Origin of the sequence: Mycobacterium sp. 134 (assembly GCF_048282715.1) — a bacterium.
GTDB lineage: Bacteria > Actinomycetota > Actinomycetes > Mycobacteriales > Mycobacteriaceae > Mycobacterium > Mycobacterium septicum.
Map to the genome: position 1 here is coordinate 5448622 of NZ_JBLVUN010000008.1, position 26508 is coordinate 5475129.

General features: G+C 67.9%; 24 protein-coding genes, 3 tRNA genes and 1 pseudogene. 10 read left to right on the forward strand and 18 right to left on the reverse strand.

Translation table 11 applies throughout. The features are described 5' to 3' along the window. Positions 1-3: 3 nt before the first annotated feature. The 13 genes from rplA to ACNQVK_RS30975 form a co-directional block, all read right to left on the reverse strand. A complete protein-coding gene (gene rplA, locus ACNQVK_RS30915; RefSeq protein ID WP_409550132.1) occupies positions 4-711 on the reverse strand; it encodes a 50S ribosomal protein L1 in 708 nt (235 codons plus the stop codon). Between the two features lie 70 nt (positions 712-781). Next, positions 782-1210, reverse strand: coding sequence for a 50S ribosomal protein L11 (gene rplK / locus ACNQVK_RS30920; RefSeq protein WP_044516011.1), 429 nt, complete (start codon positions 1208-1210; stop codon positions 782-784). A 69-nt stretch (positions 1211-1279) separates the two neighbouring features. Then, positions 1280-2113 carry a transcription termination/antitermination protein NusG gene (gene nusG / locus ACNQVK_RS30925; protein ID WP_418032553.1) on the reverse strand — a complete coding sequence of 278 codons (834 nt, stop codon included), beginning with the start codon at positions 2111-2113 and terminating at the stop codon, positions 1280-1282. Between the two features lie 27 nt (positions 2114-2140). After that, positions 2141-2608 (reverse strand): preprotein translocase subunit SecE, encoded by a 468-nt coding sequence (gene secE / locus ACNQVK_RS30930; RefSeq protein ID WP_211157690.1) that lies wholly within the window; start codon positions 2606-2608, stop codon positions 2141-2143. Between the two features lie 70 nt (positions 2609-2678). Further along, positions 2679-2751, reverse strand: a tRNA-Trp gene (locus ACNQVK_RS30935). 177 nt (positions 2752-2928) lie between these two features. After that, positions 2929-3438, reverse strand: coding sequence for a (3R)-hydroxyacyl-ACP dehydratase subunit HadC (gene hadC / locus ACNQVK_RS30940; RefSeq protein WP_418032555.1), 510 nt, complete (start codon positions 3436-3438; stop codon positions 2929-2931). Between the two features lie 13 nt (positions 3439-3451). Next, positions 3452-3880, reverse strand: a complete 429-nt coding sequence (gene hadB, locus ACNQVK_RS30945) for a (3R)-hydroxyacyl-ACP dehydratase subunit HadB (protein ID WP_418032556.1) — start codon at positions 3878-3880, stop codon at positions 3452-3454. Further along, complete coding sequence (hadA, locus tag ACNQVK_RS30950; RefSeq protein ID WP_276130640.1) at positions 3880-4344, reverse strand: (3R)-hydroxyacyl-ACP dehydratase subunit HadA; 465 nt, start codon at positions 4342-4344, stop codon at positions 3880-3882. The genes hadB and hadA overlap by 1 nt, the downstream gene beginning before the upstream one ends. A gap of 9 nt (positions 4345-4353) precedes the next feature. Beyond that, the gene (gene rpmG, locus ACNQVK_RS30955) at positions 4354-4521 is read right to left on the reverse strand and encodes a 50S ribosomal protein L33 (RefSeq protein WP_003881823.1); all 168 of its coding nucleotides are present in this window, start codon (positions 4519-4521) and stop codon (positions 4354-4356) included. Positions 4522-4567: 46 nt separating this feature from the next. Continuing rightward, positions 4568-4641, reverse strand: a tRNA-Met gene (locus tag ACNQVK_RS30960). Between the two features lie 39 nt (positions 4642-4680). Then, positions 4681-4753, reverse strand: a tRNA-Thr gene (locus ACNQVK_RS30965). A 110-nt stretch (positions 4754-4863) separates the two neighbouring features. Continuing rightward, positions 4864-6099 carry a globin domain-containing protein gene (locus ACNQVK_RS30970; RefSeq protein WP_418032557.1) on the reverse strand — a complete coding sequence of 412 codons (1236 nt, stop codon included), beginning with the start codon at positions 6097-6099 and terminating at the stop codon, positions 4864-4866. After that, complete coding sequence (locus ACNQVK_RS30975; protein WP_273733012.1) at positions 6096-6545, reverse strand: RrF2 family transcriptional regulator; 450 nt, start codon at positions 6543-6545, stop codon at positions 6096-6098. Before ACNQVK_RS30975 ends, ACNQVK_RS30970 begins: the two co-directional genes overlap by 4 nt. A gap of 124 nt (positions 6546-6669) precedes the next feature. Between ACNQVK_RS30975 and ACNQVK_RS30980 the strand changes: the two genes are divergently transcribed. From ACNQVK_RS30980 to ACNQVK_RS30995, 4 genes are all read left to right on the forward strand, one after another. Beyond that, positions 6670-7395 (forward strand): MBL fold metallo-hydrolase, encoded by a 726-nt coding sequence (locus ACNQVK_RS30980; protein ID WP_418032558.1) that lies wholly within the window; start codon positions 6670-6672, stop codon positions 7393-7395. A gap of 240 nt (positions 7396-7635) precedes the next feature. Further along, positions 7636-8625 (forward strand): phospholipase effector Tle1 domain-containing protein, encoded by a 990-nt coding sequence (locus tag ACNQVK_RS30985; RefSeq protein WP_418034441.1) that lies wholly within the window; start codon positions 7636-7638, stop codon positions 8623-8625. A gap of 73 nt (positions 8626-8698) precedes the next feature. Beyond that, on the forward strand, positions 8699-9550 hold the full coding sequence (locus tag ACNQVK_RS30990) for a hypothetical protein (RefSeq protein ID WP_049924876.1): 852 nt from the start codon (positions 8699-8701) through the stop codon (positions 9548-9550). Positions 9551-9573: 23 nt separating this feature from the next. Further along, positions 9574-10284 carry a crotonase/enoyl-CoA hydratase family protein gene (locus ACNQVK_RS30995; RefSeq protein WP_418032559.1) on the forward strand — a complete coding sequence of 237 codons (711 nt, stop codon included), beginning with the start codon at positions 9574-9576 and terminating at the stop codon, positions 10282-10284. 18 nt (positions 10285-10302) lie between these two features. Here the strand turns inward: ACNQVK_RS30995 and ACNQVK_RS31000 are convergent, their stop codons facing one another. Then, complete coding sequence (locus ACNQVK_RS31000) at positions 10303-10848, reverse strand: protease inhibitor I42 family protein (RefSeq protein WP_418032560.1); 546 nt, start codon at positions 10846-10848, stop codon at positions 10303-10305. 177 nt (positions 10849-11025) lie between these two features. Between ACNQVK_RS31000 and ACNQVK_RS31005 the strand changes: the two genes are divergently transcribed. Together ACNQVK_RS31005 and ACNQVK_RS31010 are read left to right on the forward strand one after the other, a co-directional pair. After that, complete coding sequence (locus ACNQVK_RS31005) at positions 11026-11502, forward strand: MarR family winged helix-turn-helix transcriptional regulator (RefSeq protein ID WP_418032561.1); 477 nt, start codon at positions 11026-11028, stop codon at positions 11500-11502. After that, entirely contained in the window at positions 11499-12749 is a 1251-nt protein-coding gene (locus tag ACNQVK_RS31010) for an MFS transporter (RefSeq protein WP_418032562.1), read from the forward strand. The genes ACNQVK_RS31005 and ACNQVK_RS31010 overlap by 4 nt, the downstream gene beginning before the upstream one ends. Before the next feature lie 3 nt (positions 12750-12752). On the opposite strand, the gene ACNQVK_RS31015 is transcribed toward ACNQVK_RS31010, so the two are convergent. Beyond that, positions 12753-14945, reverse strand: a complete 2193-nt coding sequence (locus ACNQVK_RS31015) for a PEP-utilizing enzyme (protein ID WP_418032563.1) — start codon at positions 14943-14945, stop codon at positions 12753-12755. 103 nt (positions 14946-15048) lie between these two features. Here ACNQVK_RS31015 and recC point away from each other — a divergent pair, with 103 nt between their 5' ends. The 3 genes and pseudogenes from recC to recD all read left to right on the forward strand — a co-directional run bounded on the left by recC (position 15049) and on the right by recD (position 23157). Continuing rightward, positions 15049-18246: an exodeoxyribonuclease V subunit gamma gene (gene recC, locus ACNQVK_RS31020; RefSeq protein WP_418032564.1), complete on the forward strand. Its 3198-nt coding sequence runs from the start codon at positions 15049-15051 to the stop codon at positions 18244-18246. Continuing rightward, positions 18243-21496 (forward strand): annotated as a pseudogene (gene recB, locus ACNQVK_RS31025) (exodeoxyribonuclease V subunit beta). The gene recC and the pseudogene recB overlap by 4 nt, the downstream one beginning before the upstream one ends. After that, on the forward strand, positions 21496-23157 hold the full coding sequence (gene recD, locus ACNQVK_RS31030; protein WP_418032565.1) for an exodeoxyribonuclease V subunit alpha: 1662 nt from the start codon (positions 21496-21498) through the stop codon (positions 23155-23157). The pseudogene recB and the gene recD overlap by 1 nt, the downstream one beginning before the upstream one ends. On the opposite strand, the gene ACNQVK_RS31035 is transcribed toward recD, so the two are convergent. From ACNQVK_RS31035 to ACNQVK_RS31045, 3 genes are all read right to left on the reverse strand, one after another. Next, on the reverse strand, positions 23154-23303 hold the full coding sequence (locus tag ACNQVK_RS31035) for a hypothetical protein (protein ID WP_090424544.1): 150 nt from the start codon (positions 23301-23303) through the stop codon (positions 23154-23156). The two genes, recD and ACNQVK_RS31035, sit on opposite strands and share 4 nt — an antisense overlap. Before the next feature lie 160 nt (positions 23304-23463). After that, the gene (locus tag ACNQVK_RS31040) at positions 23464-23883 is read right to left on the reverse strand and encodes a hypothetical protein (RefSeq protein ID WP_418032567.1); all 420 of its coding nucleotides are present in this window, start codon (positions 23881-23883) and stop codon (positions 23464-23466) included. Between the two features lie 73 nt (positions 23884-23956). Beyond that, complete coding sequence (locus tag ACNQVK_RS31045) at positions 23957-25720, reverse strand: alpha/beta fold hydrolase (RefSeq protein WP_418032568.1); 1764 nt, start codon at positions 25718-25720, stop codon at positions 23957-23959. A gap of 141 nt (positions 25721-25861) precedes the next feature. On the opposite strand from ACNQVK_RS31045, the gene ACNQVK_RS31050 reads away from it, so the two are divergent. After that, a complete protein-coding gene (locus tag ACNQVK_RS31050; protein ID WP_409550117.1) occupies positions 25862-26503 on the forward strand; it encodes a TetR/AcrR family transcriptional regulator in 642 nt (213 codons plus the stop codon). Positions 26504-26508 lie beyond the last annotated feature (5 nt).

Below are 26508 nucleotides of genomic sequence, written 5' to 3' on the forward strand. Positions count from 1 at the left end.
GAGCTACGCCTCGGTGAAGTTCCGGGTCACCGACGGGTCAACCGGGATGCCCGGGCCCGTGGTGGTGGAGACGGTCACCTTCTTGAGGTAACGACCCTTCGAGGACGACGGCTTGGCACGCAGCACCTCGTCGAGGGCGGCGCCGTAGTTCTCGGCCAGCTTGGCCTCGTCGAAGGACGCCTTGCCGATCACGAAGTGCAGGTTGGCCTGCTTGTCGACGCGGAAGTTGATCTTGCCGCCCTTGATGTCGGCCACAGCCTTGGTGACATCGGGAGTGACGGTGCCGGTCTTGGGGTTCGGCATCAGACCGCGCGGGCCCAGCACGCGGGCGATCCGACCGACCTTGGCCATCTGATCCGGGGTGGCGATCGCGGCGTCGAAGTCCAGGAAACCGCCCTGGATCTTCTCGATCAGGTCGTCGCTGCCGACAACGTCGGCGCCGGCGGCCAGTGCCTGCTCGGCCTTCTCACCGACGGCGAACACGGCGACGCGGGCGGTCTTACCGGTGCCGTGCGGCAGGTTGACGGTGCCGCGGACCATCTGGTCAGCCTTGCGGGGGTCGACGCCGAGGCGGATGGCGACCTCGACGGTGGCGTCCTGCTTCTTGGAGGAGGTCTCCTTGGCCAGCTTCGCGGCCTCAAGCGGGGTGTAAAGCTTGTCCCGGTCGACCTTCTCCGAGGCTTCGCGGTATGCCTTGCTGTTCTTGCTCATTGAATCTCCAGTTCAGAGTCTGTGGTTGGCGGGCCGAAGCGGGCCCTCCCACGTATTGCTTGGTGCCGAACTACTCGACGGTGATGCCCATGGAGCGGGCGGTGCCGGCGATGATCTTCGCCGCGGCGTCGATGTCGTTGGCGTTGAGATCGGCCTTCTTGGTCTCGGCGATCTCGCGAACCTGGTCCCAGGTCACCTTGGCGACCTTGGTCTTGTGCGGCTCGCCCGAACCCTTGGGCACACCGGCGGCCTTGAGCAGCAGCCTGGCGGCGGGCGGGGTCTTCAGTGCGAAAGTGAAGCTGCGGTCCTCGTAGACGGTGATCTCCACGGGGATGACGTTTCCGCGCTGCGACTCGGTCGCGGCGTTGTACGCCTTGCAGAACTCCATGATGTTGACGCCGTGCTGGCCAAGTGCAGGACCGACCGGCGGGGCGGGGTTGGCCTGCCCGGCCTGGATCTGCAGCTTGATGAGCCCGGCGACCTTCTTCTTCGGGGCCATGCTTCTGGTGTTCCTTTACTTGCTCATCCAAGGGCGTGAAACGCCCGTTGTTTCTAGCCGCTGTGGCGACTAAATCTTTGAGACCTGGTTGAAGGTCAGTTCGACAGGTGTCTCGCGGCCGAAGATGGACACCAGCACCTTGAGCTTCTGCTGCTCGGCGTTGACCTCGCTGATGGAGGCGGGCAGCGTCGCGAACGGGCCGTCCATGACGGTGACGGACTCGCCGACCTCGAAATCGACCAGGATCTCGGGACGTTCCAAGGTGGCCTCGGTGCTGGCACCGGCCGCGGCGGCGGCGCTGGACTTGGCGGGCTTCTTGGCCGCGCCCTGCGGCAGCAGGAACTTCACCACGTCGTTCAGCGACAGCGGGGACGGCCGCGAGGTGGCGCCGACGAAACCGGTGACACCCGGGGTGTTGCGCACTGCGCCCCACGACTCGTCGTTGAGCTCCATGCGCACCAGGATGTAGCCCGGCAACACCTTGCGGTTGACCTGCTTGCGCTGGCCGTTCTTGATCTCGGTGACCTCTTCGGTGGGCACCTCGACCTGGAAGATGTAATCGCCGACGTCAAGGTTCTGCACGCGGGTCTCGAGGTTGGCTTTCACCTTGTTCTCGTAACCGGCGTAAGAGTGGATGACGTACCAGTCACCTGGCTTGAGTCGCAGTTCCTTCTTGAGCGCGACTGCCGGGTCCTCGTCTTCGTCGGCTTCGTCGGCAGCAGGTGCCTCGGCCGCCTCTTCTGAGGCCTCGGCTGCTGCCGATTCGGTTTCGTCGACCGCTGCGGCCTCGACGGCCTCCTGGCCCTCAGCCGAATCGTCGGTCTGCGACTCGACGCCGTCGACGGTCCCGTGATCCTGAGTCGGATCGTCGGCAACGGTCTCGTCGCCGTCGAACGTGGTCACGTTGTCAGTCCTCTCTCAAATTCCGGATCAGGTGCCGAACACCAGCGACACCAGCCGCGCCAGTCCAAGGTCGGCGCCGGAGATCAGCGCAACCATGAACACCAGGAAGACCAGCACCACCGTGGTGTAGCTGACCATCTGCTTGCGGTTCGGCCAGATCACCTTGCGGAGCTCGGCAACGACCTGCCGCAGGTAGTTGACGACGAACATGATCGGGTTCCGCGACGGCCCGGCCTTCGTGGCCTTCGCGTTCTTCTTGGCCTTCTTCGACTTACCGGAGTCGGCCTCGACATCGTCGCTCGACGCGTCGCCCTCGGCGGCCTCGTCACCGTCGGCCTCAGCAGCCACGCCACGACGGGTCCGCTTGCCGGTCGGGCGCAGCGGCCGGGTCACCACAGCGGTCTGGCCGTGGGTGGTGTCCGTTGCCCCGGTGTCGGTGCCAGCGTCGGTTCCAGTGTCGTCTGCGGAGCCGGCACCTTCGCGCTCGTCGCTCACCGCATGCCTTTCATCCTGGTTTGTGTGTTCACCTTCCAGTGTCCACACGTTGTCGAGTATTCAGTTTGAGCAGGGGCGACAGGACTTGAACCTGCAACCTGCGGTTTTGGAGACCGCTGCTCTGCCAGTTGAGCTACGCCCCTCTGTTGGTGACTTTCTGGCGTTTTCGTCACCGTACTGCGTCGAGGCTTACACAATTCGCGCGCGGCCCGATCGCTCGATGGTCAAGCAGACGGACAGCGCGCTGAAATGGGAAAAACCCCGGTTTCCGAGTGTACCCGGCGTGGGCGCCAGAAACTAATCGCACCCACTGATGACGACTACTCCCCGGCGGCCTTCCGCACGACCTTGCCGGTTTCCGGATCCCACTTCACCTGGATGGAATCGTCGGCGTCGTGACCCATCATGGTGGTGATCGCCTCGAGGACCACAGCCCCGTCGTCATCGGTGCAGACGTTGTGGGTGACGACGATGTCGGCGCCGAAGCGCTCCTCGACAGAGGTGATCTCCATGACGGCGTGCAGCTGATCGCCGGCCTTGAGCGGCTTGCGGTACAGGAATTTCTGGTCGACCTGGACGATCTGCTTGGTTTCCATGCCGATGTCGACGTTCTGGAAGAAGTGTTCCTGCACCAGCAGCGCCAGGGTGGAGGCGAAGGTGAGCGGTGCGACCAGGGTGTCATGGCCGAGTTCGGCGGCAGCAGCCTCATCGTGGCTGGCCGGGTCCATGGCCTTGACGGCCTTGGCGTACTGGCGGATCTGCTCGCGGCCGATCAGGAACGGGTACGGATACTTCCAGACCATTCCCCGGATATCAGCCTTGAGTGCCATGGCCCAGAACTCCTTACGCCAGTTTCGCGGTCGCTGTGGCCCGCCCGAAGATCTTCTTCCCGCCTGCGGTCGCCGAGATGGCGAGGGTGACCAGTTTCGCTTCGGGGTCGACGGACTTGACCCGTCCGTTGAAGACGATTTCGGCTCCGACACCGTCGTTGGGAACCGGCACGACGGCGGTGAACCGGACGTTGTACTCGGTCACGGCAGCCGGGTCGCCGACCCATTCGGTGACGTAGCCGCCGCCGACGCCCATGGTCAGCATGCCGTGGGCGATCGCGGTGTCGAGGCCGACCTGCTTGGCGATCTCGTCGTCCCAGTGGATCGGGTTGAGGTCACCGGACACACCGGCGTAGTTGACCAGATCTCCACGGGTCAGCGGGATCACCCGCTCGGGGAGCGTGTCGCCGACCTTGACCGAACTGAACTCGCGCAGCGCCATCAGTTAAAACCCTCTTCTCCGTCACCCGCACGCCCCGCCAGGGTCGTGTAGGCCTCCTGGACCACCTCACCATTGTCATTGGTGATGATGTTCTTGGTCACGATGATGTCGGTCCCGTGCGCCTTGCGCACGGAATGCACGTAGACGTCGCAGTACAGCTTGTCCCCGGCCTTGACCGGCTTGTGAAACTTCAGCTCCTGGTCGACCTGGACGATCTGAGCATCCTGGATGCCGATCTCGGCCCACTCGAAGAAGGCCCACTGCGCCTGGTAACCGAAAATGCAGATAAAGGTCAGCGGTGCCAGCACCGAGTCGTATCCGAGCTCGGCTGCTGCAGCCTCATCGTGGTAGAACGCACCATCGTTCTTGACCGCGAGCGCGTGCTCGCGGATCTTCTCGCGCCCGACCTCGTAGTGCTCAGGATGCCGGTAGTGCATCCCGACGATGCTGGTCGAAAGAGCCACAGCGAATGGCTACCGCGACTCTTTGTGCGGCTGGTGGGTGCCGCAGTTAGGGCAGAACTTCTTGATCTCGAGCCGGTCGGGATCGTTGCGGCGGTTCTTCTTGGTGATGTAGTTGCGGTGCTTGCACACCTCGCACGCCAAAGTGATCTTCGGCCGTACGTCGGTACTCGACGCCACGTCAGTTCTCCCTGCTCAAAATCACGCTCTGCTTTTGATGTTCCTGTAGCGGTGGGGAGGCTCGATCTCCCGACCTCACGATTATGAGTCGTGCGCTCTAACCAGCTGAGCTACACCGCCCCGATCGACGCGGGCGGGGCTCTGCCCGGGCGTCCACCGAGCCCCCTAACGGAATCGAACCGTTGACCTTTTCCTTACCATGGAAACGCTCTGCCGACTGAGCTAAGGGGGCGAGTCCCGCGGCGTTGCGGCTGCGGGGCCTTAAAGAGGGTACAACCTCCCCGGCAGCCAAACCAAACCGCAGGTCAACGCGGCCGCCGGGGAGCTGTTTTGCCTGGTCGCCTAGTCAAGGAGCCAGTCGTTGGGGGCGAACAGCTCGCAGTGCACCCGCTCGTGGGCGATTCCGCGGTCACTCAACTGGGTGCGGACCGCCTCGACGAAGCCGGCCCCGCCGCACAGGTAGTAGGCGGCGTCGGCGGGCAGTTCGATGCCGTCGAGCTTGAGCAGGCCGGCGTGCACGCCTGCCGCGCCTCCGGTGACGCCGTCCTCGTACCAGAGGTCGAGGCTCGCGTCGGGCAGTGCGTCGATCAGCTCGTGCTGACGCTCCCGCAGCGGGTGACCGTTGTCGCTGCGGTCGGCATGCAGGACCCGAACATGGGTGTCGGGTGCCTCGGCGGCCAGGAACTCCAGGATGCCGACCATCGGGGTGACCCCGATCCCCGCCGACACCAGCACCAGCGGGCCGTCGGGCCGGCCGCCGTTGTACAGGTCACCGAAGGGCACCGTGACGTCGAGCAGGTCACCGACGCAGAGGTTGGCCCGGATCCACGACGACACCTCGCCCGCGGGCTGGTCCGCGACGGCGTCGACCGGCTTGACCGCAAAAGTCAGGTCGGTGGACCCGGGCGCGCCGACCAGGCTGTACTGGCGTAGCTGGCGGGCACCGTCGGGCAGGGTGACGCCGACCGATACGTACTGTCCGGCAGCGAAGTTGACGGGCTCGGCGGCACGGACCGTGACGAGCACAGCACCGGACGGATCGTCGACGCGGGAGACGACGCGCAGGCGCCGGAAGACGTCACCGGGTTCGACGCCGGCACCCGCGTACAGATCCCGCTCCAGCGCGATCAGGGTGTCGGCCATGATCCAGTAGACCCGGTCCCAGGCCTCGGCCACCTCGGCGGTCACGGTCTCCGCACCGAGCACCTCCACGATCGCGGCGAACAGGTTGTCGTGCACGATCGGGTACTGGTCGGCAGTGATGCCGAGGGAAGCGTGCTTGTGACCGATACGCGCCAGCAGGGCCGACGGATGCGGAAGGTCCGGGTTGACCAGGTGGGTGGCGAACGTGGCGATCGAGGCGGCCAGCGCGCGCTGCTGGGCACCCTGGGCCTGGTTGCCGCGGTTGAACAGGTTGCGCAGCAACTCGGGGTGGTTGGCGAACAGCCGCCGGTAGAACTCCGAAGTGATCTCGTCGATGTGTGCGCCGATGAGAGGCAGTGTCGCCGAGACGATCTCGGCGTGGTGCGGCTCCAGTTCGTCGCGTACCGCAGACGGCTCGGGGCTGGTGACGGTCATCGGAGATTCCCTTCGGTTGTGAGTTGTAAAACAATCGGCAGGCGGTTGTCTGCCGTCAGGTCTGTCACGGTGTAGCGGTCGAGCTCGCGGTAGAACGCCTCCTTGGCGTCGGCGAGCACGCGGCGCAGGCGGCAGGCCGCGATGAGCGGACACGGGGAATCCCCGCCGCATTCGATGACCTCGCGATCGCCTTCGAGTTCGCGCACCAGCCAGCCGATCGAGGCGTTGCGCCCGGCGTCGGTGAGCACCAGTCCCCCGACCCGGCCCCGCCTGGCGTGCACCATGCCGAGCTCGGACAGCTTGGAGACCGCCTTGGCCACGTGATGCTCGGACGCGTTGGCACCCGAGGCGATGGTGCGGGTGGTGATGCGGCGGTCCTCGGACTCACCCGAGGCCAGCAGCATCAGCGTGCGCAGTCCTAGGTCGGTGAACCGGGTGAGGTGCATACCGATGACGCTAGTAATTCCGCATTTTTGATGCGAGTTTTATCGATGTGGGGTCAAACACGCCATGACGTGCGGTTTTTGGACCTGCGAGGATGCCCGTACCGAGCCGCAATAGTCTTGACGGATGTCCGAGCCCAAGGTTGATGACCGCTTGTACTTCCGGCAGTTGCTGTCAGGTCGCGACTACGCGGCCGGCGACGTGATCGCCCAGCAGATGCGCAACTTCTCGTACCTGATCGGCGACCGCGAGACCGGCGATGCCGTGGTCGTCGACCCCGCGTATGCGGCCAACGATCTCGTCGACGCGCTCGAGAACGACGGCATGCACCTGTCCGGCGTGCTGGTCACCCATCACCACCCCGACCACGTCGGCGGCACGATGGCGGGCTTCTCCCTCAAGGGCCTCGCCGAGCTGCTGGAACGCCAGAGCGTGCCGGTCCACGTCAACACCCACGAGGCCAACTGGGTCTCCCAGGTCACCGGGATCGCGCAGAGCGAGCTGACCGAGCACGTGCACGGCGACAAGGTTTCGGTCGGCGCGGTGGAGATCGAGCTACTCCACACTCCCGGCCATACCCCGGGTAGCCAGTGCTTCCTGCTGGGCGGCCGACTGGTCGCCGGGGACACGTTGTTCCTCGACGGATGCGGGCGCACCGACTTTCCCGGCGGCAATGTCGACGACATGTTCCGCAGCCTCCAGGCGTTGGCCAAGCTGCCCGGAGATCCGACCGTCTTCCCCGGGCACTGGTACTCGGAGGAACCAAGCGCTCCGCTCGATGAGGTCAAACGCAGCAACTACGTGTATCGGGCGTCAAACCTCGACCAATGGCGCATGTTGATGGGCGGCTGATGAATCGTTTCAGTCGGGCCAAATGCGGAATCCGCTGAATTAACGCCGCCGCAACGGGGCAATTGCGCCTTACTACCGGCCTACTGCCACGGATTTCGTTGCCAAATCGGTTGCAATAGGAACTATGCACCGTTTTCCGCGATTCGAGTAGTGCAATACTCAGGACATCTGCCTGCAGACCCGGCAAAGTAACTGTCAGCAATAGTTGAGCAGTAGTTGACAGTCCCGGCGGGGGTCATCGTGAAGAACATCGTGCTGTGCTTCGACCACACAGATGAACATCCCGGACTCCGTGACGCATCGAATACCGAGATGCTGTTTCGGTTGCTGGATGACACCGATCAGTTGAACTGGTATCACAGCGGCACGGCCATACGACACGGCAGAAGAATCGCGTCGGGCCGCCGCGGCGATGCCGTCAGCGAAGCCCGAGCCGCCATCGTCGAGGCATACCGATTCCTCGGCGACGCCTGGGATCCAGGCGACCGGATCTTCGTGTTCGGCGGTGGCGAAGGCGGGCATCGCGCCGGTGAGCTGGCCACCCTGCTCGGCACGGTCGGCTTGTTGCCTGCCCATTCCGACGACGTGCTGGACTACGCACTCGCCACCTACGTGCTGCCCCGCACGCCTCGCACGCCCCAGGACTGGCGGCAGATCAGGGTGCTGGCCGCGCAACTCGTCGGCGACCGCGACCCTGCGGTGCCGGTGCGGTTCGTCGGGCTGTGGAACGCGACGGCCACTCCGGGCACCAAACAGCAGATGGGCCCGCTGCCGACCGTGGAATCGGGCCGGCATGCGGTGGGCGTGGACGGCGGGCGCCGGACCGTGCGGTACTGCGAGCGCCTCGACGAAGTCTGGTTCCGGGGAGCCCGCTGTGACGTCACCGGTGGCACGGGCGCCTGCTGGCCGCTGGCCGATATCGCCCTGGACTGGATGCTGGACGGGGCGATGGCCGCCGGGCTGCACATCGTCGACAACACCGCCTGCCCCACCGACGTCGACGCGCTGGCGGGGACCGCACCGGCGATCGGTCGGTGCCGGGCGCCGCTGGACGCGAAGGTGCACGCCAGTGTCGAGGTGTACCTGCGTTCGCACCCGCACTATTGGCGGCGACTGCCCGCGCGGATCGAATGGGCCGATACCGAGTGGCTGGCCCGTGGCGAGCGGTTGGTGCACAGGCCGGTGACGCCGACCGTGCAGCGCGACATCCTCACTGCCATCGCCTCGTGAGACGGCAGGTTTTGGCCAAAGTTTGCTGAGCCGGACCGCTGCCCACGCCTGATGTCCGTGATATACCCACTTGGTGGGGATCATCGATTCAGTCACGGAGCGGGGGCGTGAGTTGGCTAGTTTCGAACCGGGTGCGTGGACGGCACTCGCAGCATGGGTGGCGATCATCGTCGTCGTCATCGCGCTGATATATGCGTGGCGGCAGTATCTGAAGGCCAAGGAGCGGCAGGCCGAGCTGACTCAGCCCAACGTGTCGATGTTCATGGAGCCCAGTAGTGCCGATTGGCACCTGGTCGAACTCGTCGTCCGCAACTACGGGCAACGGCCGGCCTACGGTTTGCGGTTCGAATTCGCGAACCCACCTACGGTCGGCAAGTACGAAAGCTCCTACGACGACAACTTCGTCGACATCGTGCCGCTGAATCTGCCCGCCGAGATCCCGTACCTGGCGCCGTCGCAGGAGTGGCGCATCGTGTGGGATTCGGCGTTGGACCGCAAGCAATTGGGCGAGGCGATCGCGTCCCGCTTCGACGGCGCGGTCACCTACTACGACGAGCCGGGCTCCCCCGGCAAGCCCAGCGGCCGCAAGCTGCGCAACACCGCGGTGCTCGATTGGGCGACGCTGCCGCCGGTGGACCGCATGGAGCTGCTGACCACCCATGACCAGGCGCGCCGGGAGAAGCAGAAGCTGGAGTTGTTGCGCGGTGTGCTGACCTATTTCCAGTACGCGGCCAAGGAGTCCGACGAGCAGACGCTGCGGAACGAGATCAACCGCATCAATGCCCTGGGCACCGAGGTGCGGTCCCGCTGGCGCGACCGGTACGAGGCCAGCCATGACGATGACGACGACGATTACGACGATGACGATCCCGAGACCGATCTGATCAAACCGGCGGCAACCTCCGGCAGGCGTCATCGGGCCTGAGGCCACTCGCTAGCATCAGTGCGATGAGCAGCCTGGTGAGCTACGAGCTCAACGATGCCGTCGCCACGATCACGATGGACGACGGCAAAGTAAACGCACTGTCGCCTGCGATGCAGGCCGAGATCAACGCGGCGCTGGATCAGGCGGCCGCCGGAGCGGCTGCCGGCGAGGTGAAAGCCGTGGTGCTGGCGGGCAATTCGAAGGTGTTCAGCGGCGGGTTCGACCTGAGCGTGTTCTCGGCCGGCGATGCGGCGGCGACCCTGGCCATGCTCGCCGGCGGTTTCGAGCTGTCGGTGCGGTGTCTGACCTTCCCGGTGCCGGTGATCATGGCCGCGACCGGACACGCCATCGCGATGGGCTCGTTCCTGCTGCTCTCCGGTGATCATCGGGTCGGTTCGGTGACGTCGCGGTGCCAGGCCAACGAGGTCAAGATCGGGATGACGCTGCCGATCTCGGCCATCGAGATCATGCGGATGCGCTTGACCCGCGCCGCCTTTCAACGCGGAGTCTCCATGGCCGCGGTGTTCACCGGTGACGCGGCCATCGCGGGCGGCTGGCTCGACGAGGTCGTCGAGGCAGGCTCGGTGCTGTCCCGCGCCCAGGAGGTGGCCGCCGAAGCCGCCGCAACCTTGAACACCGGTGCACACGTGGCCAGCAAGCTCAAGGCCCGCGCCGAGGCCGTCACCGCGATCCGCGCTGGAATCGACGGGCTGGCAAAGGAATTCGCGGGCTAGGCAGTCTGTCTCACAGCCTTACCCACGTCGGCGCCGCACCAGCAGGTACACCAGGCGCCCGATCAACCCGAACACCGTCACCATGACCACCACCGCGGCCGCGTACGGGAGAACGTACTCGGCGCCGGAGGCGATGCCGTCCCACAAGGTCTGAGGGCCCACCGTGACGGTGACCGCGTAGCGCCGGCACACCCGGTCACCATTGTCGGACTCGACCAGGCTGACCTGCGCAGTTCCCGTCTGCTGCGCTCGGTATCTCATGGTGTTGGTGCCATTGCCGTTTCCCGCAGGCGGCTTCCGGGCAGGCTGGTAAAGCTGGCCCAGGTACTCCACGACGTCGGGGGCCGAGTTGTGCTCCTTGCGCCACTGGCAACCGGTTTGGTCGTAGTCGTCGGCGAGCACGATGTCGAACAGCTGACCGTTCCGGACCTGGACCTGACCGCCATTGTCATCGTCGGTTGCGATCACATCCGGCTGCGGCGCACAGCCACCCGCCATCAGCACCAGCCAGCACAGAAGCAAAAAGGTCAGCCACCGCACGGGCCGGACCATCCCCTCCGACATCCAGTAATCGTATGGGCCGGCTACCACCGCGATTGACGGCAAAACTCGCCCCGGCGACGGGGTGGTCCACTCACGTTCGTAACACCACGGCGGTAAAACGCGTGATTCTTCGCCGTGGCGTTACGAACGCGGAGACAGGAGAGATGACACCGCACCGCCGACCGCACCAATACATGTATGTGCTATGCACATATAGTGCCTCGCTACAACCAACTCGACGAGCTCCTCGTGCGCATCCACACCGTCCGGCAACGCCCGGGGTGGCGGCGCCGGCTGATCGACGCATCGGGCAGTGTCCCGTCACTGTCGACGCTGCGGGTGTTGCGGGCCGTCGAGCAGCGGGAGAAGGCCGGCCAGAGCGCGTCGGTCGGCGAGGTGGCCGAGAACATGGCCGTCGAGCACTCCACCGCCAGCCGCACCGTCGCCAATGTCGTCGCCGCCGGCCTGCTGACCAAAACCCTTGCCGCCAAGGATCAGCGTCGCTGCGAGCTCACCCTCACCGACGCGGGACGGCAGGCCCTCGCCGACGTCACCGAACGGCGGCGGGAGATGGTCGCCGAGACCGTGGCCGACTGGCCCGAGTCCGATGTCGACAAACTCGTCGACCTGCTGGAGCAGCTGGTGACCGATTTCGAGCGGGGGATCTGTTCGTGACGGCCCAGACCACTGCCCGCCCGCAGCCGCGCGGCGCCCTGCGGCTGATGTTCGACCCGGTCTTCGGTGCCTTGTTCTGGGGCAAGATGTTCTCCGTCGTCGCGGTGTGGACGCACGGCATCGTGGCGGCCATCGTGATCTTCGACGCCACCGGCTCGGCGGTGATGGTGGGCATGGTCGGCGTCGCACAGTTCCTCCCCCAGCTCATCCTGAGCCCGACCAGCGGCAAGTGGGCCGACGTCGGCAACCCGGCCCGCCAGATCCTGTGGGGCCGGGTGTTGTGCATCATCGGCTCCGGCTCGACCGCACTCTGGCTGTACCTGTCGCCCGACCTGCAGGGCACCGCCGCGGCGGTCCCGGTACTGGTCGGCTCCACCCTCGTGGGTTTCGGATTCGTCATCGGCGGCCCGGCCATGCAGTCGGTCGTGCCGAGCCTCATCCGCGACGGCGAACTGCCGACGGCCATGGCGCTCAACAGCATTCCGATGACCATCGGCCGCATCCTGGGCCCGGCCATCGGCGCGTTCCTGGCAGCCCGCCTCGGTGCCGCGCCGGGTTTCGCGATCAGCGCGGGCCTGCACATGGTGTTCGCGATCTTCCTGCTGCTGGTCACCTTTCCGGCCCGGCCCGAGCGCAGCCCGGACGGTGACTACCGGGTGCGTGCGGCGCTGGCCTACGTCTGGCGGGACCGCCCGCTGCTGCTGGCGCTGCTGGCCGTGACGACGGTGGGCTTCGCCTCCGATCCGTCCATCACGCTCACCCCGTCGATGGCCGAGGACCTCGGCGGCGGCGCCCACCTGGTGGGTGCGTTGTCGGCGGCGTTCGGCATCGGCGCGGCCGTCGGCATGGTGGTGCTGGCCTCTTTGCGTGGCCGGGTGCCCGCCGCCCGGGTGTCGGCGATCGGGCTGTGGATGCTGGTCGCCGGGTCGGGCCTGCTGGCGCTGAGCACCGTGACGGCCTTGGCCCTGGCGGGTTTCGCGATCGCGGGGCTGGGTTTCGGCTGGGCGATGACGGGTCTGAGCACCGTCGTGCAGGAGCGTGCCCCCGAGGAACTGCGGGGCCGAATCATGGCGTTGTGGCTCGTCGGCTTCCTCGGGTCGCGCCCGTTCGCGGCGGCACTGCTGGGCGGTGCGGCCGACGTGTTCGACGTGCGGGTGGCCTTCATGATCGCCGGTGCGGTGACGCTGGCAGTCACCCTGGCCGCCCGCCCCGCGGCGTTGTCGGCCCCGAATCCCGTGGCGGCCTGAGGCTCAGGCCACCCGCACGATGCGTCCGGCGGCGCCGTCGACCTCGACGATGTGGCCGGTGCGTAGCACCCGGCTGGCGGTCTTCGACCCGACCACGCACGGGATGCCGAACTCCCGGGCGATGATCGCGGCATGCGACATCGTGGCCCCGGTGCTCAGGACCACCGCGGCCGCGTAGGTGAAGTACGGCGTCCAGCCGACGTCGATGCTGTCGGCGACCAGGATTTCGCCCGGGCTGAGTTGGTGCAGCGATTCCACGGTCACCACCCGGACCCGGCCCGTGACGGAACCGACAGATGCCGGTATCCCGGAAAGCGCTTCGCCGCATCCGATTTCGGGGACAGTCTCCGGACTCGGTGTCCAGGTCCCGACGAAGTCCAGCGGTGGCCGTTCGCGCTCCAGACGCGCCCGCTCGGCCCGCCGGCGCAACACCAGGTACCGGACGTCCAGCGGAGGCCACAGCAGTTCGTCGAGCACGAGGTAGAATACGTCGTCGGGGTCGACGATGACGCCCTGCACCACCAGCCGGGCGCCCAGTTCTCGGGCAACGAGCCGATATTCGTGGGTGAGGCGGATCGCGGCATCCCGGCCGCGCTCCCTGGACCGCTGGAACCACGCCCCGACCCAGGTCAGCAATCGCACCCACGGCGACATCGCCGGCTCGGGCACCCGATGTTGGGTAGCGCCCGCGAGCTTGCCGACCACCTCCAGCAACACTGCCGGGTCGTCGGCGAAGACCGGGTTGGCCAGTTCGCTCTCCCCCGGTCCGCGGTGGCCCCACGCGGCGACCACATCATCGAGCCGTGCGACGAACTCCGGGTGCTGCGTCCTCAGCAGTTCGAGGGCCGACGCGGGCCGGTGTTCCCTGAGGACGGCCGTGATCGCGGGGGCCCACGCGACCTCGGCGGCCAGCGACCGGGTGGCCACGGTCAGACCCGCGCTCGCCAATTTCTCCATCCCGCCGAAGAATTCGGTGGACAGCGAGCGGCGGGCCAGGATCTCCAGAACGCCGGTGAACGACACCGAGGCCAGGGTGATGAGCGCGGCCGTGCCCCAGGCGTCGACGACTTCGTCGTGCAGACAACGCAATTCGTCACGAAGCTGCACGTCGGACCGGCTCGCGTAATACGCGGCACCGCGTTGCCGGCCGCGCGCGTCGCCATCCATCCGCTTGGTCTCGGTACCGGAAGATGCCACGAACACCAGTAACCGCGGCAACCGGCGCGCCTTGGCCCACAGCCCCGCCCGTGTGGTGTCCGAGCCGTTGTCGTCATAGCCGGCGCCGAACAGCTTGTCGCGCCAGCCCGCGGGCCCGGCGGCGGGAAGTACCGCGCCGGCCGCGAACAGCACCGTCAGGTTGGCGTAGATGCGGTGGCCGAACGCCCCGGTCTGCTCCTCGATGACCGCGCGGCGCAACTCGCCGTCCACGCTCATCGCCTCGACCGCGTGCACCCCCATGGCCCGCATGCCGTCGAGCGAAAGTTCCAGCGACAACGGCGTCATCGGCCCCGGGAACGCCTCGGTGGTGTTCACCGCGGTGTATGCGGGCCAGCGCGGGTCGATGTCGGTATCGAACTCGCCGCGAGCTTCGCTCGCCGGATATCGCAGGGCCGGCGCCCGGGTGGGCACCCGCACCCACGGGTAACGCCACGGCAGCCGAATCTGCCTACCGCGTAGGGCGATGTGCGCCCGGTTGGATTTGGCGAAGTCCCGCACGCAGTCTGCCGCCGACCACGCGGGCCGGAATCCGAATGCGCTCAGCCGGGCGGTGTCCAGCTCGGGGTCGACCTCGCGGGCCCGCTCGATGTACGGCTTGCCAAGAAGCGCGGCCACCTGCCGCAACGGCAGCGAGTCGGCGGCCAGGCCCACGTCCCCGGCCCAGTCCGGGTTTTCGACCGCGTCGGCGATGAAGCGCGCGACGTCATCGGGGTGAACGAATTGCACCCGGTTGGGTCGCTTCCTGCCCCCGACGATGACGGGTGCGGCGAACCGCAGGCGTGTCACACCGGCCGAATCCCGGCCCAGCACCGGGGCCAGCTCGACACGCAGTTCGGCGTCCCGCGTCACCGTGATGCCGCGGGATTCCAGCCGCACGACGACACTGCCGGCCTCAGACAGCTGGTGTCCCCTGCGCCCCAGTTCCGCCCGGATAGCGGCGTCGGCGCCGTCGCAGGTACCGCTGACCACAACGCGCATCCCAATCAGTGTGCGGCGGCCGCAGGCGGGCTGTCAGTCGATTTGCTCAGGATCGTCGGCCTGGGGTTTTCGGTGTCGGCCCGCGGTCTTATCGTGTGTGTCGATGGCATTGCACCTGCACCGGGCCGAGCGCACCGATCTGCTCGCCGACGGACTGTCCGGTCTGCTGTCTCAACCCCCGTCTGATCCGTTCGCCCAGGAGCTCGTGCTGGTCCCGGCCAAGGGCGTGGAGCGCTGGCTGAGCCAGCGGCTGTCGAACCGGCTCGGAGTATGCGCGGCGGTCGAGTTCCGCAACCCGCGTTCGCTGATCGCCGAGCTGACCGGGACCGCCGATGAGGATCCCTGGTCGGCCGACGCGATGGCCTGGCCCCTGCTGGCGGTCATCGACGAGAACCTGGACCAGCCATGGTGCCGGCCGGTGGCCACGCACCTGGGCCACTTCGAGACCGGTGACGAGTACGAGCTGCGTCAGGGCCGGCGCTATGCGGTGGCCCGCCGGTTGGCCGGGCTGTTCGCCTCCTACGCGCGGCAGCGCCCGCACCTTCTGGTCGACTGGGACGGCCTGCCCGACGACCTGTCCTGGCAGGCCCCGCTGTGGCAGGCGCTGGCCGAGCGGATCGACGCCGAGCCGCCGCACATCCGGCATGCGAAAACCCTTGCCCGGCTCGCTGAATCACCGAGTGACCTGCCCGAGCGGCTGTCGCTGTTCGGGCACACCCGGCTGCCGGTCACCGAGATCGAACTGCTCACCGCGCTGGCCACTCATCACGATCTGCATCTGTGGCTGCCACACCCCAGTGACGACCTGTGGCAGTCCCTGACCGCGCACACCGGACCGCTCCCCCGCCGTGAGGACAGCAGCCACCGCGATGTCGGCCACCCGCTGCTGGCCACCCTGGGCCGGGACCTGCGGGAGCTGCAGCGCAGCCTGCCGGTCCCCGATACCGACGAATACCTCAGCGGCGCGGGCTATCCGGACACCGTGCTGGGCTGGCTGCAGTCCGACATCGCCGCCAACGCGGTTCGCCCCGCCGGGCGGGTACCCCGGCCTGAGGACCGCTCGGTGCAGGTACACAGCTGCCACGGCCCTGCCCGCCAGATCGAGGTGCTGCGCGAGGTGCTGCTGGGCCTGCTCGCCGACGATCCCACCCTCGAGCCGCGCGACATCCTGGTGATGTGCCCCGACATCGAGACCTACGCGCCGCTGATCACGGCGGGCTTCGGGCTCGGCGATGTGGTGCGCGGCGCGCATCCGGCGCACAAGCTGCGGGTACGGCTGGCCGATCGTGCCCTGGTGCAGACCAATCCGCTGCTGTCGGTAGCGGCGTCGGTGCTGACCCTGGCCGGCGGGCGGGCCACCGCGAGTGAGGTGCTCAACCTGGCTGAGTCGGATCCGGTGCGGGCCCGGTTCGGATTCACCGACGACGACCTGGAGGCCATCACCGCCTGGGTGCGTGAGGCCAACATCCGGTGGGGTTTCGATCAGGAGCATCGCAGCCCGTACGGCGTCGAATTCCTGCACAACACCTGGCGTTTCGGTATCGACCGGGTGCTGGCCGGGGTGGCGATGTCCGACGATTCGCACGCCTGGCTGGGCACCACGCTGCCGCTCGACGACGTCAGCAGCAACCGGGTCGAGCTGGCCGGCCGGTTCGCCGACTTCGTAGAGAAGCTCAGGCAAGCCGTCGATCAGCTCAGCGGGGTTCGCCCCCTCGGTGAGTGGCTGTCCGCGCTGAGCACCGGGATCGAGGCGCTCGCCTACTCCGACGAGGAGTGGACTGCCGCCCAGGTGCAGCGCGAATTCACCGAGATCACCGAGGCTGCCGGCGCGCCCGCTACGCCCATGCGGCTCAGCGATGTTCGCGCACTGCTGGATCGGCACCTGGCCGGGCGGCCGACGCGGGCCAACTTCCGCACCGGCACGCTGACGGTGTGCACCATGGTGCCGATGCGCTCGGTGCCACACCGGGTGGTGTGCCTGGTCGGGTTGGACGACGGGATCTTTCCCCGGCTGGGTGCCGTCGACGGCGACGACGCGCTGGCCCGCGATCCGCGCACCGGCGAACGCGACATCCGTTCCGAGGACCGCCAGTTGCTGCTCGACGCGATCGGCGCGGCCACCCAGACCCTCGTCGTCACCTACACCGGCGCCAACGAATACTCCGGTCAGGCCCGCCCTCCGGCGGTGCCGCTGGCCGAGCTGCTGGACACGCTCACGATCACCGCCGAGCAACCCGTGGACGTGCTGACGGCACACCCGTTGCAGCCCTTCGACATCCGCAACGTCACTCCGGGCGCTCTGCTGCCCGCCGGCCCGTTCACGTTCGACCCCACGGTGCTCACCGCGGCCCAAGCCAGCGCCGGGCAACGAGCCGACCGGCCGCCGTTCTTCGCCCACCCACTGCCGGCACCGCCCACCGGGGATGTCGCGCTGGAGGATCTCGTCACGTTCTTCAAGGATCCGGTGAAGGGCTTCTTCCGCGCGCTGGAGTACACGCTGCCCTGGGATGTGGACGGGGTGTCGGACGTGATGCCGGTCGACATCGACGCGTTGGAGGAATGGACCGTCGGCGATCGCATGCTGAGCGACATCCTGCGCGGCATGACCCCTGCCGACGCTCAGCAGGCCGAGTGGCGTCGCGGCACCCTGCCGCCGGGACAGTTGGGCTGGCGCCGGGCGATCGCGCTGCGGGATCAGTGCGCACTGCTGGCCGCAGAGGCATTGCGGCACCGCAGCACCGACCCGCAGGCCTACGACGTCGACATCGATCTGGGCACCGGGCGGCGGCTGACCGGCACGGTCTCCCCGGTGTTCGGCGACCGGCTGGTATCGGTGACGTATTCCAAGCTCGACGGCAAGCACCTGCTGCAATCCTGGATTCCGTTGTTGGCGTTGGCCGCCGCGTACCCGGAGCGGGACTGGTCGGCGGTGTGCATCGGCCGGCCCCGGCGCGGCGACAACCCGCGCGTCGAAGGGCTGGGCCGCCCGGACGATCCGGTCGCGCTGCTGGCCGATCTGGTGGCCATCTACGACGCGGGCCGCCGGGAGCCGTTGCCGCTGCCCATCAAGACCTCCTATGCGTGGGCGGCCGCGCGGCACGCCGGTGACGATCCGGAGCGGGAAGCCGGATTCCGGTGGCGCAGCTCCAGATTCCCCGGCGAGGACGAGGCGCCCGCGCATGTGCGGGCGTGGGGCCGCGGTGTGCCGTTGAGCCGGTTGGCCGGGCTGGGTGAGTACTCGGAGCGGTTGTGGCTTCCAGTCCTACGAGCCCAGCTACAGGCCGAGAGGTCGCCGTCGTGAACGTCTTCGATCTGCTCGGCCCGCTGCCGCAGAAGAACAGCACCACGGTGTTGGAGGCCAGCGCGGGCACCGGCAAGACGTTCGCGCTGGCCGGTTTGGTGACCAGGCTGGTGGCCGAGGGTGCGGCGACGCTGGATCAGATGCTGCTCATCACGTTCGGCCGGGCCGCCAGTCAGGAGTTGCGCGAGCGGGTGCGCGCCCAGATCGTCGGCGCTCTGGTGGCATTGGAGGATCCCTCGCGGGCCGACAACGATCTGCTGCGGTACCTGATATCCGACGATCAGCAGGCCCGCGGGCAGCGGCTGCGCGACGCGCTGGCCGGTTTCGACGCCGCGACCATCGCGACCACGCACCAGTTCTGCCAGATCGTGCTGAAGTCCCTCGGCGTGGCCGGGGACAGCGATTCGGGTGTGACGCTGGTCGAGAGTCTCGACGAGCTGGTGTGCGAGATCGTCGACGATCTGTATCTCGCCCACTTCGGTGCTCAGCGGGACGTTCCGGAACTGGGGTATGCCGAGGCGCTGCGGCTGGCCCGGGTCGTGGTGGCCAACCCGGCGACCGAACTGCGGCCGCTGGATCCCGAGCCGGAGTCCCCGGCGGGGATACGGCTCGGTTTCGCGCGGGCAGTGCTGGCGGAGTTGGAGATTCGCAAGCGCCGCCGCGGTGTGCTGGGCTATGACGATCTGCTGACCCGGCTGGCCGGGGCGCTCGGAACAGCGGATTCCGCCGCACGGGTCCGCATGGCGCAGCGCTGGCCGATCGTGATGGTCGACGAGTTCCAGGACACCGACCCGGTGCAGTGGCAGGTGATCGAGCGGGCCTTCTCCGGGCAGTCCACCCTGATCCTGATCGGTGACCCGAAGCAGGCGATCTACGCATTCCGCGGCGGGGACATCGACACCTATCTGCGGGCCGCGGCCACCGCCGGTGACAAGCAGACGCTGGGCACCAACTGGCGCAGCGACAGCGTGCTGGTGGACCGCCTGCAGGCGGTCCTGCGCGGCGCCGAACTCGGCGGACCGGACATCGTGGTGCACGACGTGCAGGCCAACCACCACGGGCACCGGCTGGCCGGGGCACCGCGCAACGATCCGTTCCGGCTGCGGGTGGTGGCCCGGAACCGGGCCGGCACCAAGGTGATTCCGATCGCCGACCTACGCGACCACATCGGCAAGGACCTGGCCGCCGACATCGGTGCGCTGCTGACCAGCGGCGCCACCTTCGACGGCGACAGACTGCAGGCCCGCGACATCGCGGTGATCGTCGAGACCCACAAGGACGCCCGGGCCTGCCACACCGCGCTGCTGGATGCCGGTATCCCCGCGGTCTACACCGGGGATTCGGATGTGTTCAATTCCGAGGCGGCCGAGGACTGGTTGTATCTGCTGGAGGCCTTCGACCAGCCGCACCGGCCCGGGTTGGTGCGGGCCGCGGCGGCCACGATGTTCTTCGGGGAGACCGCGGAAACCCTTGCCGCCGGCGGTGATGCGCTGACCGACCGGGTCGCCGACACGCTGCGCACCTGGGCCGGTCATGCCCGCGAGCGTGGGGTGGCGGCGATCTTCGAGGCCGCGCAGCTGGCCGGCATGGGCAAACGCGTGCTGTCGTGGCAGGGCGGCGAGCGGTTGATGACCGACCTGGCCCACGTGACCCAACTGCTCGGCGACACTGCGCACCGGGAGGGGTTCGGGCTGGCCGCGCTGCGGGATTGGCTGCGCACCCAGCGCTCCGAGGGCGGCGGCACGTCCGAACGCAACCGGCGCCTGGACAGCGACGCGGCCGCGGTACAGATCATGACGGTGTGGGTCAGCAAGGGGCTGCAGTTCCCCATCGTGTACCTGCCGTTCGCGTTCAATCGGTATGTGCCGGAGCCGGATCTGGTGTTGTTCCACGACGAAGGTGTGCGCTGCCTGCAGATCGGCGGGCCGGACCCGGCGGTGACCCGGGCCGGCCGGCCGAGGCGGCCGCCGATGACAGCCGCCTGACCTATGTGGCGATGACGCGGGCCCAGTCGCAGGTGGTGGCGTGGTGGGCGCCGTCGAACGACGAGCCGAACGGTGGCCTGTCGCGGCTGCTGCGCGGGCGCGCGCCGGGCCAGGACGCGGTGCCCGACCGGTGCGCGCCGGCCAAGGTCTCCGATGACGATGCACTGGCCCGGTTGCGGGCGTGGGAGGCCGTCGGTGGTCCGGTGCTGGAGGAGTCGGTGATCTGCCCAGCCACGCCCGTGCCCATGCTTGCGGTGCCGGATGATCTGGCGGCGCGACATTTTCACCGATCCATCGACACCGCGTGGCGGCGTACGTCGTACTCGGGGCTGCTGCGGGCCGCCGAGGAGGACGGGAACTCCGGGGTGTCCAGCGAACCCGAGGTCGCCGAGCTCGACGACGAGTCGACCGACATCGCTGTCGTCGCCCCGGCCCAGGGTGCCGACGTGCCGTCCCCGATGGCGTCGTTGCCCACCGGCGCCGCGTTCGGTTCGCTCGTGCATGCGGTGCTGGAGACCACCGACCCGCTGGCCGCGGACCTGACGGCCGAGCTGCAGGCCGAGGTGGGCCGCCATGCGGCGCGCTGGCCGGTCGAGGTCTCCGTCGACGAGTTGGCGGCGGCGCTGGTGCCGATGCACGACACCCCGCTGGGCCCGTTGGCGCCCGGCGTGACGTTGCGCCAGATCGGGATGCGGGACCGGTTGTGCGAGCTGGACTTCGAGTTCCCGATGGCAGGCGGTGATCTGCGCGGCGGCGAGTTCGCGCGGCTGGCCGACGTCGGGGCGCTGCTCGACGAACATCTGCCTGCCGACGATCCCATGGCCGTCTATGCCGACCGGTTGTCCACGGGGCTGCTGAGCCGCCAGCCGCTCCGCGGGTACCTGTCCGGTTCGGTGGATGTGGTGCTGCGGATCGAGCAACGTTTCGTCGTCGTCGACTACAAGACCAACTGGCTGGGCACCGGTGACGCGACCCTCACGGCGGCCGATTACGGGCGGGACCGGATGGTCGAGGCCATGCTGCACTCGGACTACCCGCTGCAGGCGTTGCTGTACAGCGTTGTGCTGCACCGGTTCCTGAGGTGGCGGCTGCCCGACTACGACCCGGCCACCCATCTGGGCGGCGTGATGTACCTGTTCGTGCGCGGGATGTGCGGGGCGCAGACACCCGTCGTCGACGGACATCCGGCCGGGGTGTTCAGCTGGGAGCCGCCCGCGGCGCTGGTGATCGCGCTGTCGGAGCTACTCGATCAGGGAGCCGCGTGATGCTGGACGCTTTCGCCGAGATCCTGGAACCTGCCGATGTGCAGGTGGCTCAACGGTTGAGCACGCTCGCCGAGGAGACCAACCCGTTGGCGGAACTGGCGCTGGCGCTGGCGGTGCGGGCCCTGCGCGGCGGCTCGGTGTGCGTGGATCTGCGTACGGTGGCCGAGCAGGCCCAATTGCCGGAGCTGCCGTGGCCCCAGCCCGACGAGTGGCTGGCGGCGGTGGCGGCCAGCCCGCTGACGGGCACTCCCCCGGTGCTGCGGTTGTTCGGGGATCTGCTGTACCTGGACCGGTACTGGTTGGAGGAACAGCAGGTCTGCGACGACGTGCTGACCCTGGTGGGCACCCCGCCGGGCGGCTCGGCGCCCGACGTGGCCCGGCTGTTCCCGCCGGGTTTCGAGGAGCAGCGGGCCGCGGCGAAAGTGGCGTTGTCGCAGGGGTTGACGGTGCTGACGGGCGGGCCGGGCACCGGCAAGACCACCACGGTGGCGCGGCTGTTGGCGCTGTTGGCCGAGCAGGCGGCACTGGCCGGTCGTCCGTCCCTGCGGATCGCGCTGGCCGCGCCGACCGGTAAGGCCGCCGCCCGGCTGCAGGAGGCCGTGCAGCTCGAGGTGAACCGGCTCGATGCCGTGGACCGTGAGCGGATCTCGGGCCTGCAGGCCACCACGCTGCACCGGCTGCTGGGGTCGCGCCCGGACACGTCGTCACGGTTCCGCCATCACCGGGCGAATCGCCTGCCGCACGACGTGATCGTCGTCGACGAGACGTCGATGGTGTCGCTGACCATGATGGCCCGGCTGCTGGAGGCGGTGCGCCCGCAAACCCGCCTGCTTCTGGTCGGTGATCCCGATCAGCTCGCCTCGGTGGAAGCCGGCGCGGTGCTGGCCGATCTGGTCGAGGGGCTGGGGTCGCGTGGGGTGGCTGCGCTGCAAACCTCGCACCGGTTCGGTGAGTCGATCGGCGCGCTGGCGTCAGCAATCCGGGCCGGGGACGCCGCGGGCGCGGTGGAGGTGCTGGCGGCCGGTGGTGAGCATGTCGAGTGGGTGTCGGCCGAGCCGACCGAGCGGCTGCGGGAAGTGCTTGTGCCGCATGCCCTTGCGCTGCGGCAGGCCGCGATGCTGGGTGATACCCGTGCGGCGCTGGCCATCCTCGACGAGCATCGGCTGTTGTGCGCGCATCGGCACGGCCCGTTCGGCGTGGCGCAATGGAACCGTCAGGTGCAGCGGTGGCTGGCCGAGGCGACCGGGGAGCCTACCTGGGCGCCGTGGTACGCGGGGCGGCCAATCCTGGTGACGGCCAACGACTATGGGCTCAGGCTCTACAACGGAGACACCGGAGTCACGGTCGCCACCCCGGACGGGCTGCGTGCCGTCGTGGGTGGGACCGTGGGCGGGTCCGTGTCATTCGCGACGGGCCGGCTCACCGAGGTGGAGACCATGCACGCCATGACGATCCACAAGTCCCAGGGCAGCCAGGCCGACGAGGTCACCGTGCTGCTACCGCCGGAAGACTCCCGGCTGTTGACGAGGGAGCTGTTCTATACCGCGATCACCCGGGCCAAGACGCGGGTGCGCGTCGTGGGTTCCGAGGCGGAAATCCGCGCGGCTATCGCCCGGCAGGCGGTCCGAGCGACCGGCCTGCGAAAGCGGCTGAAGCTCTAAACGGCGCGTCCGGCGAAAAACGCGCCGGAGATGAGGCCGATCACGATGGCCAGGGTGGGCAAGCCCATCGCCACAGCCGTCACGACGCCGGCGACCGCGCCGATGCCGAGCACCAGCAGGAGTACGCCTACAACTGCACCGAACATTGCACGCCCTTTCTTATGACAGCGATCACAATGTACATCCTCCGTAAGCTGAATCACATACGGATCGCGCACCAATTCGGTTAACGATTTCGCGGCAAAATGTATAGCTGAGCTTGGTATATGCCTTGTTCAGCGCGCGTCAGCGAACGCGGGCGCGGAACTACCCGGCGCCCGAGACGCTCAGCGCCCAGAACACCAGTGCGTTGAGGACCACGAGGGTCAGCAACGAGATCGCGAAGGCGCGGCCCCACCGGTGCCTGGGAGCGGCGAACGGCAACACCAGGGCCCAGAAAAGGCTCAACGGCACGGAGATGAGAACGCCGAAGACGATCCCGTAGCCGTGCGGATCGGTGGCCGGGTTCGTGTCGAAGGCCGAACTGAGCATCACGAAGACGACCAGAGCCCAGAGCACCGCGGCGCCGCCACCGATGATCCCTACAAAGCAGCGGATGGCCAGCATGGCTTGGTAGTTCCGCTTGGCCTCAGACGGCGGCTGGGCATAGGCCTGGGGCGCATACGTCTGGGGCCCATAGCGGTCCACCCACTCGTGCGGGTATTCCTCTGGCGGTGTCTCCCCCACGGCAACCCCTCGATTCGGCGTCCTCACCAGGATATGGGCGGAGCCGTGGGGTTTCGAGCACCGATTTCAACGGTCAGACGGTCACCAGAACAGACCGTCCGGCCAGCGGTTCGTACACCGCGTACGGGAACAGGGCATCGAGGATCACCTTGGCCACCCCGTCCCACGGGGTGGCCTGGACGGCCTCGTCGGAAGTGAAGGGCAGCACCACCGCGGTGGCGGTGCCCGACGGGGTAGGAATCTCGATACTCTCCTGCGGCTCGCCGTGGACACCGGTGTCGGTGCCGTCGTACATGTCGTTGATCCAGCCGGCCGAGATCGTCTTCACCGCATCGACGTTCTGCGGTTGGGAGAAGCCGGCGATGAGGTATTCGGCGAACTGCAAGATGGGATTTGCGCCCTGCAGACCGTCGATGTGCCGGCCACCGACCAGCATCACGCCGTTGAACTGGCCGGCGGCGGCCTGCAGTTCGTCACCGACGGTGCCGTTGAGATTCCAGACGTACCGCTCGGATGAAATGAGCAGCACCGGGCGGTAATTGGCGCCGCTCAGGTCATCGAGCGCCTCGGGCATGTCGTCGTGGGTGTCCACCGCGTCGAGCAGCACCACGCCGGCCAGGTCGTCGACCGCGCCGTTGTCGACCATGCGTCCGGCGGCGCCGGTCACCAGCATTCCGCCCAGGGAATGACCGACCAGGACGAACTTCGACGGCAACGTGACGGGGTGGCCGGCCGCAGCACTGGCGCTCGCGGTCAGTTCGGTCCGGTCGCCGGCGAACAGGTCGGCGACGGACTGCTGCATCGGTTCTCCGCCGATCCATTCGCCGCCTGCGTCGAACAGGTTTGAGGACAATGTCGGCACGACGACGATGCTGTTGGTTTCCTCGGCCAGGTATGCCGCGGTGTAGCTGTACATCGGGCCAGTGGCCATGAAGCCGTGCTGCAGGTAGATGACACCGGTCGCCGAGTCCGGGTCCTCGGGGAAGTACCAGTCGGCCCGCACGGTCTGGTTGGTGCCCGGCATGTCCAGCGTCGAGCTGCGGACGGTGACGTTGCTGCCCGGCGGGAGCACCGGCGGGCCCGAGAACACCTGCAGCGCAGCGCCGACCACGTTGAACACCAACGAGCCGACGATGTTGACCAGCGGGACCGATCTCTGCTCGGTCGCGGGAGTCCTGACCGCAGCGGCCAGTTGCGCGATCGGCCGCGGAGTCTGGGTGCTCGAAACCCGGTCGGCCACATCGGTGAGCACCGTGCGACTCTGCGTGACGATGCGGTCGACGACCCTGTTCACCTGCGCGAGCGGCGCCTTCGCATCATCAGGGTCGGTGATGGCGTCGATCGCGTCGGCGATGTCTGGTGCGGCCTTCTCGGCCGCGGTGGTGTCGGCGGTTTCGGGAATCTCTCGCGCGGCACGCTTTGTCGTGGACTTGGACCTCGGAAGTGATTGCGCGGTCCGGAGGTTCGGTGTGCGATCGGCAAGGTCGGCCAGCGCGGTCCGGGTTCTGGTCTCGATGCCGTCGACCGCCTCGGACAGCGGTTTCGGCAGGGACAAGCGCAGGCGCTGACGCGGCGACGCGTTGTCAGCCTTCACGTCGGCATCCTTCGCCTCGGCCCGGCGCGGCTTCTCCTTGCGCGGGCCGACGCGTGCGGGCTTGTCGCGTCGCGCCGACGTTTTGCCAGAGTCGTTGGCGGACTGCGTCGTTGATTTCCCGCCGCCAGGATCGGCGTGCGCCGTCGTAATCGTGGCCGCGATCAGCCCCATCCACAGGGCGACCACCAGCACGCCCCATCCCATTGCCAGCACCGCTTTGACTGCAATCCCCCGTTTGATCACGCTGGCACGCTAACCGGCGACATCGATCGCCCGCAGGGAAATGGAACAAATTGACCAAAATGTCCCTTTAATGCTGCGGAAACGGCGTCACCCCGTGCGGCATACTGAAACTCCGATTACACCGCCGATCAGGACAGTCGATTGTCAGCACCAGCACGCCGACCCCGTGGGCGCCCGGTGGGCGGCGGCAACAGCGCCGAGCAGGCTCGCGAAGTGCTGATGGATGCCGCCGAGCACCTGTTCACCACCCGCGGCTACCGGGCCTCGACCATGGAGGTCATCGCCCACGAGGCGGGCTATTCGCGTACCGCCATCTACCGTCAGTTCGCCAACCGCAACGAGTTGATCGCCGCCATGGTGCAACGCACCACCCAGCGGCACATGACCTCGATCCTGACGCGAATCCCCGAGAACGCCGGGCCCATCGAGCTTCTCGTCGAGAGCTTGGTCATCGTGGCCACCGAACTGGTCGCCGATCCGCTGCTCAACACCCTCGCCGACCAGACCCCCGACGGCACAATCGCGTCGTTGATCGCCAGGGATTCTGAACTGACCGAACTCGTGACCGCCACCGTCGAGGGCATCATCGCCGACGACGCCACCCAGTTCCGGCCGGGCATACACGCGAACGATCTGGCGCAGTTCATCATCGCGACCTCGCTCGGCTTCCTGGTGAATGCCGTGCCGGTCCGCAACGACCCGACGGTGGCGCGCGGCTACATCGAGACGTTCATCCTGCCGGCCATCGTGAAGAAGCCGCCGCCGCCGCGGCGGGTGTTCTGAGTAGC